This is a genomic window from Lactococcus sp. UBA7128 (assembly GCF_002492185.1).
GTDB classification, from domain to species: Bacteria; Bacillota; Bacilli; order Lactobacillales; family Streptococcaceae; genus Lactococcus; species Lactococcus muris.
Genome location: NZ_DKXK01000012.1, coordinates 1 through 15,639 on the forward strand (window position 1 = coordinate 1; position 15,639 = coordinate 15,639).

The 15,639-nt window shown below is 37.7% G+C and carries 16 protein-coding genes; 4 read left to right on the top strand and 12 right to left on the bottom strand.

The window, feature by feature from the left end; all coding sequences use genetic code 11:
• The coding region (locus tag B4H39_RS01280) for a hypothetical protein (protein ID WP_286927474.1) at positions 1-193 on the top strand (193 nt) is incomplete at its 5' end.
• On the opposite strand, the gene B4H39_RS01285 is transcribed toward B4H39_RS01280, so the two are convergent.
• From B4H39_RS01285 to B4H39_RS01305, 5 genes are all read right to left on the bottom strand, one after another.
• Positions 168-944, bottom strand: a complete 777-nt coding sequence (locus B4H39_RS01285; protein ID WP_251421809.1) for a MurR/RpiR family transcriptional regulator — start codon at positions 942-944, stop codon at positions 168-170. The two genes, B4H39_RS01280 and B4H39_RS01285, sit on opposite strands and share 26 nt — an antisense overlap.
• A 76-nt stretch (positions 945-1,020) precedes the next feature.
• A complete protein-coding gene (locus B4H39_RS01290) occupies positions 1,021-1,602 on the bottom strand; it encodes a hypothetical protein (protein ID WP_251421806.1) in 582 nt (193 codons plus the stop codon).
• A 127-nt stretch (positions 1,603-1,729) separates the two neighbouring features.
• Positions 1,730-2,446 carry a DUF4811 domain-containing protein gene (locus B4H39_RS01295; RefSeq protein WP_202230367.1) on the bottom strand — a complete coding sequence of 239 codons (717 nt, stop codon included), beginning with the start codon at positions 2,444-2,446 and terminating at the stop codon, positions 1,730-1,732.
• A complete protein-coding gene (locus B4H39_RS01300; RefSeq protein ID WP_251421802.1) occupies positions 2,446-3,972 on the bottom strand; it encodes an MDR family MFS transporter in 1,527 nt (508 codons plus the stop codon). The genes B4H39_RS01295 and B4H39_RS01300 overlap by 1 nt, the downstream gene beginning before the upstream one ends.
• Complete coding sequence (locus B4H39_RS01305; RefSeq protein WP_202230369.1) at positions 3,969-4,418, bottom strand: MarR family winged helix-turn-helix transcriptional regulator; 450 nt, start codon at positions 4,416-4,418, stop codon at positions 3,969-3,971. The genes B4H39_RS01300 and B4H39_RS01305 overlap by 4 nt, the downstream gene beginning before the upstream one ends.
• A gap of 674 nt (positions 4,419-5,092) precedes the next feature.
• Here B4H39_RS01305 and B4H39_RS01310 point away from each other — a divergent pair.
• On the top strand, positions 5,093-6,679 hold the full coding sequence (locus tag B4H39_RS01310) for a glycosyltransferase family 39 protein (protein WP_251421799.1): 1,587 nt from the start codon (positions 5,093-5,095) through the stop codon (positions 6,677-6,679).
• 94 nt (positions 6,680-6,773) lie between these two features.
• Here the strand turns inward: B4H39_RS01310 and gyrB are convergent, their stop codons facing one another.
• The 4 genes from gyrB to B4H39_RS01330 form a co-directional block, all read right to left on the bottom strand.
• The gene (gyrB, locus tag B4H39_RS01315; protein ID WP_251421796.1) at positions 6,774-8,732 is read right to left on the bottom strand and encodes a DNA topoisomerase (ATP-hydrolyzing) subunit B; all 1,959 of its coding nucleotides are present in this window, start codon (positions 8,730-8,732) and stop codon (positions 6,774-6,776) included.
• A gap of 163 nt (positions 8,733-8,895) precedes the next feature.
• Positions 8,896-9,291: a YwaF family protein gene (locus B4H39_RS01320; protein ID WP_251421793.1), complete on the bottom strand. Its 396-nt coding sequence runs from the start codon at positions 9,289-9,291 to the stop codon at positions 8,896-8,898.
• A gap of 2 nt (positions 9,292-9,293) precedes the next feature.
• Complete coding sequence (locus tag B4H39_RS01325; protein WP_251421790.1) at positions 9,294-9,557, bottom strand: hypothetical protein; 264 nt, start codon at positions 9,555-9,557, stop codon at positions 9,294-9,296.
• A gap of 8 nt (positions 9,558-9,565) precedes the next feature.
• Entirely contained in the window at positions 9,566-10,165 is a 600-nt protein-coding gene (locus B4H39_RS01330) for an HAD family hydrolase (RefSeq protein ID WP_202230371.1), read from the bottom strand.
• Between the two features lie 719 nt (positions 10,166-10,884).
• Here B4H39_RS01330 and B4H39_RS01335 point away from each other — a divergent pair.
• A complete protein-coding gene (locus tag B4H39_RS01335; protein WP_251421787.1) occupies positions 10,885-11,580 on the top strand; it encodes a YitT family protein in 696 nt (231 codons plus the stop codon).
• Positions 11,581-11,710: 130 nt separating this feature from the next.
• On the top strand, positions 11,711-12,349 hold the full coding sequence (locus B4H39_RS01340; RefSeq protein WP_202230373.1) for a glycoside hydrolase family 73 protein: 639 nt from the start codon (positions 11,711-11,713) through the stop codon (positions 12,347-12,349).
• A 72-nt stretch (positions 12,350-12,421) separates the two neighbouring features.
• On the opposite strand, the gene B4H39_RS01345 is transcribed toward B4H39_RS01340, so the two are convergent.
• From B4H39_RS01345 to hemW, 3 genes are all read right to left on the bottom strand, one after another.
• Complete coding sequence (locus B4H39_RS01345; RefSeq protein ID WP_251421784.1) at positions 12,422-13,315, bottom strand: DNA/RNA non-specific endonuclease; 894 nt, start codon at positions 13,313-13,315, stop codon at positions 12,422-12,424.
• A 108-nt stretch (positions 13,316-13,423) separates the two neighbouring features.
• Positions 13,424-14,236 carry a glycoside hydrolase family 25 protein gene (locus B4H39_RS01350; protein WP_251421781.1) on the bottom strand — a complete coding sequence of 271 codons (813 nt, stop codon included), beginning with the start codon at positions 14,234-14,236 and terminating at the stop codon, positions 13,424-13,426.
• 70 nt (positions 14,237-14,306) lie between these two features.
• On the bottom strand, positions 14,307-15,431 hold the full coding sequence (gene hemW / locus B4H39_RS01355) for a radical SAM family heme chaperone HemW (RefSeq protein ID WP_202230376.1): 1,125 nt from the start codon (positions 15,429-15,431) through the stop codon (positions 14,307-14,309).
• Positions 15,432-15,639: the final 208 nt, after the last annotated feature.

Genomic DNA, 15,639 nt, shown 5'->3' on the forward strand with positions numbered 1-15,639 from the left:
AAATGAGTGTTTGATGAGAAAAGAAGCTGAGCTAGAAGTGAAAATTCAGCTAATAATAGCAAAGGCTGACAAAAAAATCGCTCAACCACAGCATTTCTATTTGCCTTTCTCGAGCGATTTTTATTTATTTTGGACTTTGGGTCCCTGCTTTATTTCTATAACACTAGCTATAGTGAACTTTCTTTTTGTCTGATGGTTCCCTGTGCTCTATAAATAGTAAACATATCTACGACTATGCGGCATACAACTTCCAAAGACAAAATACTTCCCGCATCACCGTAAAGTTCTTCTTTTTCCAGCTTGCTTTGGTAGGCCAAAAGATGATAGTCACTTATCCGAGCCAGCTGACTACGATGATTACTCGTAAACACTACTACCTTGGCTCCTTTTTTCTTTGCTTTTTTAGCTGCTGAAATAATTATTTTTTCTTCACCAGTCGAAGAGACAATAAGCATCAGATCCGCTTGAGTGAGTTTTTCAGCGTACATCTCCATATCATCATAATAACGACTAATCGCATTTTTGCCTAAAGTCTGAAAGCGATGAATCATATCATCTGCCACAGCTTCACTTGCACCACGTGCTACTGTCATAATCATATTCGCTTCAACCAATGCTTTTGATATGGCTTCTAATTGAGCAGGATTAAGCAAACCGATCGTCCGAGAAACTTCAACCAGGTTCTTAAAAATATATTGATTTGCCTCGTCTGATAGACCTAGAATTTTGTTTTCTTCGTCATTACTTCCATTTTTATTCCGTTTTAAAAAGTTTTTAAAATCCGCAAAACCATCAAAGCCTCTTTTTTTGAGCGTTCTCACAATTGTTGCTGTACTGACATGTGCCTCTTCCGCAATTTGAGTAATCGACATCAGTTGGACTTTAGACTTGTTTTCTTCTAAAAATTCCCATGTGTATATTTCCGTATCTGATAATTTTTCCATAACTTCTTAATTATACCACATGGATTTGAGGAAGACTATGTCAAAAAGTACTCATTTTCGAACACTTTTATTGCCTTTATTCTGCCAAAGATTTTAATTTTGCATTTTTAAAGACATCAACAAAATATATTTTATTGAGCATCTTGCATAGTCCAAAGGCAAGGTTGAAATCAACAAAGCTATGAACAATGCCCCCAAAGAAGACAAGCATAAGCAAGCTATTCAAGGCTTGCGGGTTAAACTCCGCAAAACCAATACGGTAAAAGGCTAAAACTACCAATGCTTCTAACCCTGCATGGAAAACGGCCAAAATAAGATTAAAAACTTGCAGTTTAGCTCTTTTGTCAACTACATCTGGATTCTTTTTCAAGAACCAAGCGCCGGCAGTCATCACTACAATGTGGGTTGCCGCACGCATCCAAACAAGGGGAACCGGGACACTAATAAAGAAACCAAGTGTTGTGCCAACAGCTACAAGAGCTGTTAAATAAGGGCTAAAGAACATTGCGGCCATAACTGGCACATGTGAAGCAAGGGTAAATGAAGCTGGCCCAATAACAATCTTTGCCGGCATAATCATCGGAATCAAAATCCCTAAAGCCGTAAGAAGAGCACCAATCACCAAGTTCCTGATTCTTTTTCTACTCTCAGAGTTCACTTTTATAATACCAACCTTTCTATGTTCACTATTTTACAGTATTTATAGAGCAAAAATATTACATTTGAGTTACAAATGCTGCCGGATAACATAAATAAAAAAAGTCTGAAGTCCCCAGACTTTCTAGCTATTCTTTAAAGCCAAGCTGCTCTTTTATTTGGCTGACTTGGAGCTTCGCAAACTCCTCTGGATTGCTCTTTTGCAGTTCCATCACTTCTCTCGCTTGTATTGGATTAGCCTTTAAAAATGCTTCAAATTTTGCTCGCATCGCTGGTGCTGCCGCCTGCAGTTTTTTCGCTTCTTCTTGTGTCAAGACCAGCCAAGTATCTTTAGGTACATAAGCACGTGCATGTTCAGAAACAAGTTTGCCCTCTTCGTTACCGATACCAAAAAGAAGTCTCATAAAACTATTTTTAAATTGCCATTTTACTGTTCTTATCACAAGCTTAGCTTCTGAGTCATCTGTCCGTTTATAGTCTGCAGTTTTTTTCAAAGTTTCAACCAAATGCTTTTCGTCGGGCTGGAAGTGAGCGACCGGTTCTTTATCCTTTTCATCTGTACGGTAGACCAGCACATAGTTATGAGTAGCTTTACCAATTTCTGACTTTAGGAGCATTCCAAATCCAACATCAAGGGGACCTGCGGTGTAGATTATTTTTGTCTCTGTTGATGTTCTTTTTTCCATCCCCCAATTGTCTTTGATATGCAGTGTCAGAAGCATAACAGATATTGTGAGTAAAAGCAAAGAGAGTCCACCTACAAAAGCACGCCAAACCTCTTTATTGATATACATAAATCCAAAAAAAGTTGAAAGTGCAAATAAAATAATAAAGATGATAATCACTATTTTACACCCCCTACTTCTTTTTTTCCTTTTGCAACATGCCCTTGAAGGAAAAATGAAAGAATCAGCCCAAAAAGAGCAAAAGATAAACCAAGGGCAAAAGATGCATGATAACCTTTAAGCATCGCCTCCAACATGTCGCCTGCAAAAGCAAGTGGATTTGAATCTTTTAAGCTTGCTGCGGGTTGTGAATGAGTAATTATATTTTGAGTTACGGAGCTTAGGAGCGCTACAACAACAGCTGAGGCTACTTGGCGTGCTGTACTGTTTGCTGCAGTACCGTGCGCAGATTGCTCACGTGCTAAGGCATTCATGGCTGATGCAGTTAAAGGCATCATAACCATGGCAATACCAAACATCCGTAAACCATAAAGAACTGTAATAAAATGCTCAGGAGTCGTTGTTGTCAAAAATATAAATGGTATTGTACCAATAGCTAAAATTGTAAAGCCAACACGAGCTAAGCGTTTAACTCCCACCTTGTCGTAGGCAGCTCCCGCAAGTGGACTCACAATCCCCATCATCAAGGTACCAGGTAAGAGTGTCAAACCTGAACTCAAAGGTGAGAGACCGTGCACTTGTTGCATATACAAAGGCAACATCATCTCAACACCCATCATAGCCATCATCGAAAGCGCCATAACAACTGTTGTTAAAGCAAATTGTTTATTTTTAAATACGGAAACATCTAAAAAAGGATTTTTCATATGCAATTGGCGGCGCACAAATATGGCGATAATAGCAACACCTGCAATGATTGGTAAAATAACCGTTTGAAGGTTATCCCACCCATCACTCGCAACGTTAGTAAAGCCCCATAAAAAAAGACCAAAGCCAAGAACTGACTCTAATAATGAGAGAAAATCCAAACTTACATCACGATTTGGTACGATATCCCGCATAAATATCAGCATCAATACCCAACAAATCGTGATAACAAGCATGGGAATTAAAAAAATTGTTCGCCATGATTGTTCTAAAGTAAAGCCTAAAATAACATGATTTTTATCCAAAATCCAGCCAGCATAGGTTGGACCAATAGCTGGAGCAAGACCAATAACAAGTCCCATGGTTCCCATGACTGCTCCCATTTGTTTTGGTGAAAACATGTTGACTAGAACAACCTGCATCAGCGGCATTGAAATCCCAACAGCGATTGCTTGCAAGATACGAGCAGCCAGAAAAACATTCCATGCTGATGTGGGTGCTGAATAAGCTGCAAACATCCCTACCCACAAGATTGCGTAGGCAATTAAATACAGCCAACGTGTTGAAAATTTTGTTGCCAAATAGGCAGATACAGGAATCATAATACCATTTGCCAATAAAAACCATGTGGTGGCCTGCTGTCCTGTAGCTAACGAAACGTTAAAATCATTCATTAATGTGGGCATCGCTGTTCCCAGTGAGGTTTGCATGAGCATCCCTCCAAAAGTGGCTACCAAAATAAGTGTAAGAATAATTCCCCGATTAAAAGGACTCCCCTGCCTATCAAGTGGCTGACCTTTTACTCGTTCCTCAATCATACTTTTTCATTTTCCTCCTCGAATATTTCCATTGCTAAGTCAAAAAAGAGTTGGACATTATCAATAAAGCTTTTGGTGCGTTCCTCACCCATTCGTTCCAGAATTTTTGCAATACGACTGATGGCTTCTTTTCTTGATCGTTCTGCTTCTTCTCGCCCTTTGGCTGTAATTGCGACCAAAATTTTCCGACGGTCGAGACGGGAAATCTCCCGTGTAACAAGTCCCTTTTCCTCAAGATTGTTGAGGATAGTCGCTATCCTAGCCGTACTCATACTGGTTTGTTTAGCTATATCACTGGGTAAAACAGGTGAGCCCGTATTTTTGTATAACTCCCTCAAAACCAATTTTTCACCATGCGCGTATTTATTAAAACGGCTCATAACTTCAGTTTTACTTCGATTTTTTACACAAGATAAAAAAGTTTCTGCTGCTTGATTGTAATCCATACCCCTCATCTCTAACACTATTAATTATTTAATACTGTTAGTATTATATTCTCTTTATAATAAATTGTCAATAATTTACTCTTTGTGAAAGCATACTGGCAATGGAAGACTTTTCTTCACTCCATCATTAAAAAAATGTATGCGAAAAAATAGCCCTCCATAAATGAGGACTATTCTAAACAAACACTTTGTAAAAATAAAAATCTCCTTGCATAAGCAAAGAGCTAAAAACTATAAGGAGTATCCTACTGGATAATTCTATTATAGCAAAATGAAAGCGGTATCTCAAGTCCTAATATAAAAAATTCACCCCTTCTGGCTAGAAGCAATATTTTGCAAGAGTGTGAAAAACATCAGCAGTTAAAGTCAAAGACTTTAATTTTTTACCTGTAGCATAACTTCTCCAAAATGTCAGATAAATACATGACAGACACTAGATTTTAAATGGATTGCTCTTTACTCCATTTGCATGATTAGGCATTTATAAAATATATGATGTTACAGCTAATGAGCAGATGATAATGACTGAATATTGTGCTATACTGTACACAGAATTAAAAATCATGTAATTGATAGACTATTAAGAAGGCGCAGACAGGGCATACTCCAATTATTTGAACCCTGTATAACTTAAAAGCAAAGCCAATGTCAAAAATAAAAGGAAAGAGATTAAAGTGATAAAAAAAGTATATAAAGATAAGTTCGACAAGTTTATAAATAAAGCGATATTCGTACTAGCCTTTCTATTTAGCGCCCTCTGGCTTTTTAATACCGTGAGATCAGACAATTTTGCGATAGATAAAGTCTTCTCCAAAAATGGAGGCTATATTTTCATAGCTGCCTTGATTATCATGACCGTAGCATATTTAAAGCGAAGTGAACTTAAAAAATGGGGAATTACTTCTATAGAATTTTTAACCAATCATTTATTCGCACTGTTTGGAATAATGGTCTTCTTTCAAATCATTATCCTTTTATTCGCTTCAGGACTTGCGGGTTATGACATCTGGGGACTCTATCATCATGCCGTAGGGGATCTAAATATTGAAAAATCACCCTATTTACAAATGTATCCTAATAATTTTTTACTTTTCCTATTAATGAAAGCCGTTCATAGTTTAACAGCTTTACAAATCTTAAATATTATAGCAATTGATTTTTCAATAATAATCTCGTTCTTCACAGCGAGAACACTATTTGGAAAACGTGCAGCGAGATACAGTACATTGATATTTATGGCAACGCTGGGCTTTACTCCTTGGCTTTTAAATACCTATAGCGATACATTTGTATTGCCTTTTGTTGCTTTAGGTATGTTCTTTCTGAGCAAGTGGGATCAAAAGAATACCGAACCTCTACATAGATTTACCTATTTACTAGCAGCTGGTTTTTCTAGCGCTGTAGCTTATTATTTAAAACCCTCAGCGATTATTTTTGTGATAGCATATTTTCTGCTTTCTGCACTTAAATGCACGAAAATAAAAACCTTGCTCATCCCTTTAGCAGTATTTTTCATTGGAGCCTTGCTATTTGCAGCACCTTTGAAAGTATATGTAAATCATCAAACAATTGTTCACTTTGATAAAGATAAAGAATTTCCTTCAACACATTTTATGATGCTGGGTTTATCTAAAAATGGTATGTACAATAAAGCAGACGTGAACCTTACACGATCAGCAAAAACTGCCAAAGAAAAGAAACAAGTCAATATTGAAGTAATCAAACAGAGGCTTAAGAAGTTAGGAGTTGTGGGATACGTCCAATTTTTATATGGAAAATATTATAAAAATACACATGATGGCACCTATGCTTGGGGAGCTGATGGCGGAGGTAGGACGGGGTTTATGGTGAAACCAAACCTTAATGACAGTGAAAAACTTTCTCCTTTTATCCATTCAAAATTTGGAGAATTTTTGAGAAGTTTCATTTATACAGATGATAACGGACCGGGTTATCAAAACGGAGAAAATACTTTTGTCTATAGATTTTTTTCCCAAATAATATATATTATTATGGTTTTAGGTATATTGCTTTCAACTTTAAAAGAAAAATATGATTTCAAGATAATGTGGTTGCTCCTAGCCATGATTGGATTAATGATGTTCTTATTATTATTTGAGGGAGGAAGAAGCCGTTATTTAATACAGGCAATACCTGTTTTCACTCTTTTATCAGGCTATGGTTACAGTACTGTACCTTATCTTAAAGAAAAAATGCTAAACTTGCCAGGCAAGAGAGAAAAGGAACATGTAAAAAGCTAAAAGTTCAAAACAAAAAGTGCTTACCCATAAGTTGCTCTGCATGTGGGTAAGCACTTTTTGTTGATTTTTACTTTAATCCAGATTTTTTAATCTATCATACATCAATAGTTGAGTATTGGGCATTCGCCTCAATAAATTCACGACGTGGTTCCACACGGTCTCCCATAAGCATATCGAAAATCTTGTCTGCTTCTGCGGCATCCTCAACAGAAACGCGGGCCATCAAACGCGCATCAGGATCCATAGTTGTTTCCCAAAGCTGGTGATCATCCATTTCTCCTAAACCTTTATAACGTTGTACTGTTGGTTTGGCACGTCCTTGCGACCATTTTTCAAGCGCAAGCTTAAGATCTCGCTCTTGGTTCTCACCAGGCTGGATATATTCTTTTGTTTCTGATCCTACCTTAATTCCATAAATTGGAGGCTGAGCGATATAAACATAGCCTGCTTCAACTACTGGACGCATATAACGATAGAAGAGTGTGAGCAAAAGCGTACGAATATGCGCACCATCCACGTCAGCATCAGTCATAATAACCAGTTTATGATAACGTGCCTTTGACAAGTCATAGTCTGCACCAAAGCCTGTACCCATAGCCGTAAAAAGAGAACGGATTTCTTCATTTGCCAGAATTTTATCCATTGTTGCTTTTTCCACGTTTAGGATTTTACCTCGAATAGGTAAAATCGCTTGGAACTCACGATTACGTCCAGATTTTGCAGAACCTCCAGCCGAATCTCCTTCGACAATAAAAAGTTCTGTTTGTTCAGGATCATTAGATGAGCAGTCGGCAAGTTTACCAGGGAGGTTAGAAATTTCCAGGCCTGATTTTTTACGAGTTACCTCCCGCGCACGCTTAGCTGCAATACGTGCCTTACTTGCAAGAATACCCTTTTCAACAATCTTCTTAGCTACCTGAGGATTTTCTAACATGAACGTCTGTAGAGCTTCCGAGAAAAGTTTATTGACGATACCCGTCACTTCACTATTTCCCAGTTTTGTTTTGGTTTGCCCTTCAAATTGTGGATTCGGGTGTTTCACGGAAATAACAGCTGTCAAGCCTTCACGTACATCGTCCCCTGTCAGATTTTCTTCATTGTCTTTGAGGAGTTTTTGAGCTTTGGCATAGTTATTAATGACACGCGTTAAAGCTGTACGGAAACCTTGTTCATGAGTTCCGCCTTCGTGCGTATTAATATTATTGGCAAAAGACATGATTGTTGAGTGATAGGTGCCGGTATATTGCATGGCAACTTCTACAGTGATACCATCCAGTTCCCCCTCTGTATAGATAGGTGTATCAAAAATAACTTCTTTATTTTCATTAATGAATGAAACGTAAGATTGAATACCACCTTCATAGTGAAACATGGCATGTTTGTCTTCTTGTCCTTCACGTTTATCAGTGATAGAAATGCGTAACCCTCGGTTCAAGAAAGCCAATTCCCGGACACGTGTTACTAGTTTTTCATAATCGAAAACTTGTGTCTCAGTAAAAATAGTTGGGTCTGGCGTAAAGTGAACAGTCGTACCACGCTTATCTGTTTCACCGATAACTGCCAAGTCTGCCACAACTACACCACGGCGATACTCTTGGTAATACTTTTGCCCTTCCTTATGAACTGTTACGTCTAACTGTGTTGATAAGGCATTAACAACGGAAGAACCAACACCATGCAAGCCGCCAGAAACTTTATAGCCGCCACCACCAAACTTACCTCCAGCATGGAGCACGGTAAAAACTGTTTCAACAGCTGGACGACCTGTTTTCTCTTGAATATCTACAGGAATTCCTCGGCCATCATCCACAACTGTGATAGAATTATCAGGCTCAATAAACACCTCAATATGGCTAGCAAATCCGGCAAGTGCTTCATCGATAGAATTATCAACAATCTCCCACACCAAATGATGTAAGCCCTCTTTTGAGGTTGAACCAATATACATCCCAGGACGCATACGAACAGCTTCAAGTCCTTCTAGGACTTGAATCTGACTGGCATCATATTCTTCGACCATTTTTTCAATTTGTTCTTTATTTTCTTCGTTCAAAATAATCTCATTTCTTTGAAAATACTTGTCTATAATTATAGCATAATCTGCTCTTTTTTACTATATAGCGCGATATATACAAGATTGATAATCAGTATAAAAAAACATAGAAAAAGAGCAGCCTAAAGCCATTTCTGATTCGCTACGTGAGAAAATACACAACTTAATTAGCATGTATTTTTGAAAAGCTTTTCCATGACCAAGGCAGGTAAATAATCGTCCAGAAAATTAAGACAGTCACAATCAGTCCTACAATATAGTAATAACCAAAAATATTATAGAGTGGCTCAAGTGGACTACCAGGAACCGGTATTCTGAGAAAGAAAAAGTTTTGGTTCCAAATCTGGTTGAAGAACGCACAGATAGGTACTACAATCATTAAGAAGAGTGTAGGACGCCATAAATTGCGCCAGTGAGGAACAATCTCTTTAGCCATTAAACGCATCAAAACATAAGTTATTAACAAACAATGAATCAGAAAACTCTGCCATACGAAAAGGTTAACAAAATTATTTGTTACCCAGTTAGGAGTTAAAAGGGCAAAAGCTGCTCCGGGCAAAGTCAAACTGTACAGCAGCTGCTGGCATATTCAAACTGGCTTGTCATCACTAAAATAAGGTCTCTAATAATTTCTGTTAAGAGAATAAAGGAAGCAATAGCTAAGCGAAGTTTTTTTCGCTGAGTATCATTCGCTCGGACATATGTACGCGTCAGTATAAAACTGAGAAGTGCTAATAAAGCTAAGGCAAATAAATGATCGGCACCAAATAAGCCAAAACCAGGTCCTACTGCCTTTTCATTAGAAATAAGAAAGGTATTCAACATAATCTACTTCACTCCATAAGCTCTGTTAATTTTTTGATATTTTTCGTTGCCGATGAACATTCTTGATGACGATCAAAGAAAACCGTATCAACGCCCGCAGCCTGTCCAGCTTCGATATCTAACACTCGATCCCCAATCATCACTGTTTTCTTCGGATTTAAATTATATTTTTGCAATAGGTAATTGATAGAATTTGGTGCTGGCTTACGAGGAAAGCCATCATCTGCTGTTACTACTTCAGTGAAATACTGAGAAATATGTGCTGCGTTCAGTATAGTAATAACCTGCTTATCTCTATGTGAAATCATAAAGTTTTTATAGCCTTGAGTGACAATATTTTTCAAAAGCTCCGTTGCACCTTCAAATAAAATTGGCCTCTCTAATCCTTCTGCTTCTAATCTTCTATATGCAGCTAGAAATCCTGGAATATGACCAGCATATTGTTCAATGGCATATGCTGTTGACACCTTAAGAGCAGCATAAACCTCATCATGCAAGACAACCCGTTCTTCCTTTTGCCAAAGCGTCGCAGCAAAAGCGTGACTGGAACTTTCATAATTGTTGAGCAAAGTTCCGCCCAAATCCCAGATATAATTTTCGTAGTTCATCTGATAATTATACCACAGCCTGACAGAGCTTCCCCTCTTAAAGGTATCCTTGCTACTAATGAGGGCTGTATCTGCCAGTTTTAAAAGAAAATCTAGACTTCGAGAAGTTTCAAAAAACCAAGCATGAAATTTACATTTTCATACCACAAAAAAGATCCCCACCATGGTGAGAGTCTAAAGATGTTACAAAAAAGAGTATTATTTGGAATGCTTTTATTATATCTTCCACTGCTTAAATCAAGCTAAAAAATTAAAATTCCCCTGTTTTTAATAAAAATGATTTTATAGTTGCCCTGAGCCAATGAGAATACTGCTCCTGTCGTAATTACAGTTCTGCTTAAGTTTCAAATGTAATAATAAAGGTTACAACACTAAAACAAGGTACTCCGTTTAAAATTAATAAGAAATACAGCGGAAGGGCAATAAACTAAACATTAATGCCCAAAAGACATGATCAAAACGAACAGACTCGCATGCAAGGAAAGTTTTCTACTGGTAGGATATGTCACAGTTTTTACTTACAGACCGTCCGTGGAAGCGAAAGCTCCCAACTGTGGTTGAATGCTTTCTTGGCAGCTCCAAAGAGGGCTAAAAGACACTTCATCTATCAAGAAAGAAGCACTCTTTAGTAGAAAGATTTTGTCTACAGTCTGATATGAAATTATTTTATTCGAAAATTCATAAGTATCTTAGAAATAACGAACAGTTAAGGAGAAAGCATGACACTTTTAAACGTGAAAATAGATAAATATTTTATACGAGATTTACTGATATTACTTATCGGGGTAGGGCTTTATGTCCTCTCTGTACAACTTTTTGTAATTCCCAACCGCTTGGCCAGCAATGGTGTCGCCGGTTTTTCTGTACTGATGGACTTTGTCTTTGGGATTAATCCCGCTATAACTTTTCTTCTCGTCAACATTCCTCTCTTTATCTTTGGTCGAAAATACCTCTCTTCACGAGAAATTCTCCTCAGCATTCCGGGAGCTGCTGCCATGAGTATCTGGATGATTATCTTCGAAGCTGCCGGAGTCACGGGAATCCAGTTTTCTAATATTATCTTCGCCGGTCTCTTTGATGGTCTTTTATCCGGAATAGCAGCTGGTTTGGTTGTCATATCTGAAGGAACTTTTGGCGGAACTTTACTTCTGGGGCGTATTCTGGAAGAAAAATGGAGCTTCAAGGTTGATAAGGTTTTATTTAGCGGTGATGTCATTGTTCTGAGCCTTTCTCTTCTAACTTATCTCACGTTACCAAATTTTGCAGTCACTCTTCTGTCTTGTTATATCTTCAGTAAGATGACACTTATTGTGGGGCGCTCTGACTACCGTCAAGAACTTCTTCGCCGTCTAACATCGCTTCTCCCTCTTCCACAGTTCGAAACACAGTCTATTAAGGAAAAAAATGGAAGATAATGTCTACACCCGCTAAATATTAGCTTTTTCATCGTCCTACATTCAAAAGATCCCCTCTATTAGTCTTTTTAGATTACAATATCTTTGCATCTTTGCACACAGATTGTTACTTTTTTGTTATACTAGTTCCATGACATATGATAAAAATCGCCGAAGAACCTCTTCTAAACCTCGAAATTTCTTTCGTTTTATTTTACAGTTTTTGATTTTTCTGTTTATTGCAGTGCTTCTTTTGGCTTTCAGAACCATGCATACAAGCGACAATCGAAATACGACTGAACTTGCCACACAAGTTGAAACTACTACCGAATATAACTTCATCCGCACAATTGCTCCTTACGCTCAAGAATCACAGAAAAAATATAATGTACTTGCCTCTCTAACCCTTGCTCAAGCAGCTCTGGAAAGTGATTTTGGGCAAAGTGGACTTGCTGCCAAGTATTACAATATTTTTGGGATAAAGGCTTATGGTAACGTTCCAACTGTCACTCTGGAAACAAAGGAGTTTGAAAATAACCAATGGATTACTGTAAAAGCGCAATTTCGCGTTTATGACAGTTGGAAGGACTCCGTAGAAGGACATGCTTATCTTTTTACCAAAGGAACAACATGGAATCCCCAACAATATGCGAGTGTCCTTGCTGCTAAAAATTACAAAGAAGCTGCTCGAGCCGTTCAAACATCTGGTTATGCAACTGACCCTGCCTATACTGAAAAACTCATCCAAATGATTGAAAGCTATGGCTTAGATCAATACGATAAAATTTAATTTTTCCTTTTTAAGAAGATATAAAAAATGTAGAGACCCGTTCACCAGTGTCCCTACATTTTTTATATCTTCTTACCGCATCAACGTTCCCTTTCCAGTGGAATAATCAATCTGAACTCCTGGTTGTACATTTGGAATAAAAACATTAAACTCTAAACTGCCATCCTTGGATTTTGCTTCCATATGTGTACCATAAGGAACCAAGTCATTTCCTTCATAAAGTGGTTCAACACGATAGCGTACCGTTTTGTTCCTGTCTAGCGCTCTACGCACTAAACCCTCATAATAGTTTTGCCCTGTATTTTCATCATTCCCATTACTGGACTGATTAGCCCATGATGTTTGAGTGCTAATATTTCTAGGGTTTGCCTCCGAAGCATCAAAACTTTTAATGTTTCCAGCCAAAGCATAGCCAATGGAGTGGCCTCTGTTATAAAGCGTTGTATACGGACCTTCTGGAATCATCAGTTGTTTCCAGCCAACAGGATTTATTTTTGCTGCATTGGACTTTCCGTCTGCTCCTGATGTTTCTGTACGTTTTTTATATTGACGGCTGCTCTTGTTCAGTAAAGCGTTTGCCAGCCTAGGGCGACCCAAGCTATCTTGACTCGCCAGCTGTACATATGGCGCACTGTTTACATTTGCGTTAAGCTCTGTCTTATTAGCGTTTATAATGAAAGCACCTGCTCCATTATAAGCAACCGCTCCTTTTAAATTCTTTTTAATCGAGGGCGTTAGAACGGATTGAGCGAGTGACTGTGTAGGAACCTTGTCCTCAATACTTCCAAAGTCAACTTTACTAAACTTTTTCAGTTGTTGACTTTGTTTTGGCTGATTCTGAGAAGATATGCCGGAAACCGTGGATAAAATTTCTGGATTTGCCTTGAGGAAACCTAATCCAAGAATGGCAATTGTACTAAGAATCCCTGCACTTGCCTTAAGTCTTATTTGTTTTTTCTTTGCCATTCTTATTCCTATTTTTATACCTTTCTCATTCATATTGCTCAATTTTTCATTACTTCTAAAAGCTCATAAAGAAAAGAGACTTTCGTCTGCTTTTCTTTTGTCTTTGCTTTATTGAGGATTTCTAAAAAGTTTGTCATACTGCTCTTGAGTACGAATCAGGTTCAAGTCCAAGTGTCCACCATAGCTAGAAAGGCGCCCACGGTCTGTAAACTGGTGCATATCATAACTTAAAGTTGTTTTAGGAGAGCTGTCCCACATACCGGTATTTCTACCATAGTCAGCCATCCAAATGGAGCTAAAATGACTTGAATCAATCCTGTGATCGTTTAAGAACCAATCTTGTGCATATATCCCAATATTCTTTACACCCAGCTTCTCAAGTTCTGTACGGAAGGCTTCAACTCCCTCGCTCATATTATTCATACTCACTTCTTCAACATCAAGCCAATAGTAGGTTGGATTAAAAGGATGTGCGCGTTCATAAAATAAACGAGCTTGTTCCCTCATTTCTTCAATGTTTTTCCCATTTACATATGCATAAACAGCAACAGGTACACCACGTTTTTGTAATTCTGTTATATGTGTTTTAAACTGTCTATCTTCACCATTTTTATAGGCAGCTGCATTGTCTTTACTCGACTTTCCAGTCTGGACACGCACGATAGCTCCAATAATTTCTTGGCTCATCAAATTATAGTCAATATCTTCAGGACGTTGCCAGGCAGATACATCTACAGCAAACCTGTTTAAATCAACTTCGTTATTTGCCAATAATTTATTTACAACTACTGTTTCTTCCTTGTTGTGATTTGTGGCTACTGCCTCAGGAACTTGATAACGCAAATTTCCAAAAATAAAGACTAAGGCAGTAAAAATCCCAGCAATAATAACAGTTGCTAGAGGGGTAAGTTTTTTTCTCATATTACTATTTTTACTCTTCATTCACACCATTGTAACATAGATTGACGTAATCTTTTTCTCAAATGCATACTTAATCTAAAAGAAATCGTTCAAACACTTCATTCCCTAATTCAAAGCCCTTTTCTGTCATTTGAATACGACCTTCAGCTTCAAAAAGTAACTTTTGGGCAATCAAGTCTTGAATAATCATTCCATAGACATCTTCAAGTTTTTGCTTAAATTTTTCCTGAAATCTCTCCCTAGAGACTCCTGATTTCTTACGTAAGCCCAGAAACATCTCTTCTTCAATCATCTCTTTACGTGTTAAAATTTCTTCATTGACTCTTTTGTTTTCTTCACGTAAATAATGATGAATCGGACCGTGATTTTTATAGCGGATGCCATCCAAATACCCTGAGGCTCCGGCTCCGATACCGTAATATTCAGCATTGTCCCAGTAAGTCAAGTTATGCTTACTTTCATAACCTATTTTTCCAAAGTTTGACACTTCATAATGAGAATAACCATTGGATGTAAGTGTATCAACAATGTACTCATACATATCTGCATTGCGTTCATCAGAAGGCAAACGTAAATGCCCTCGACGTTGACGATTCATAAATATGGTATGGTCTTCCAAAATCAAGCTGTACAATGCGACATGAGGCAGATTCAAATCCAAAAACTTCTTCACATCTCTTTCGACCATCTCCATTGTTTGGTTGGGTAAACCATAGATTAAATCAATAGTGATGTTTTCAAAACCTGCAGCACTCAAACGCTCAATAGCTCTGTAAACTTGAGCTTCTGTATGCGTTCTACCAATCTTTTTCAGCAACTTGTCATCAAAAGATTGTACGCCAAGGGAAATTCGATTAACTGGTGAGCTTGCCAACACAGCAAGAACTTCATCTGTCAAATCAGAAGGATTGGCCTCTACTGTGAATTCTTCAAGTTCACCCAAATCCAAGTTTTTCGTCAAATGGGTTAAGAGCTTTTCTAACTGGTCAGCAGGCAGAACACTTGGGGTTCCACCACCGACATAGAGCGTCTTTAAACTTGTAATTTGATAAGAATCATATTCTTTAAGCAGCTCATCAATATAGTCCGCGACAGGTTGGCCCGTCATCAAAACTTTAGCAAAATCACAGTAATAACAAATATGTGAACAAAAAGGGATATGGATATAAGCTGCTGTTGCTTTATTTTTACTCACTTTTATTCCTCTTCATATTCTGTTTAAGCTCCTTACTTGTTCCAAGTCTATCTCCTATTCCTAATTTCTCGAATCAAGAGTCCCAAAATATTGAATAAGAGAAGTTGGATGGAAAAAGTCAGATATTCTCGGATTCAAAAAAACTCATATCGTTCTATTGTAACAAAAAACAAGCAAAAATTTTATCATTTTATACTATTTTAGTCAA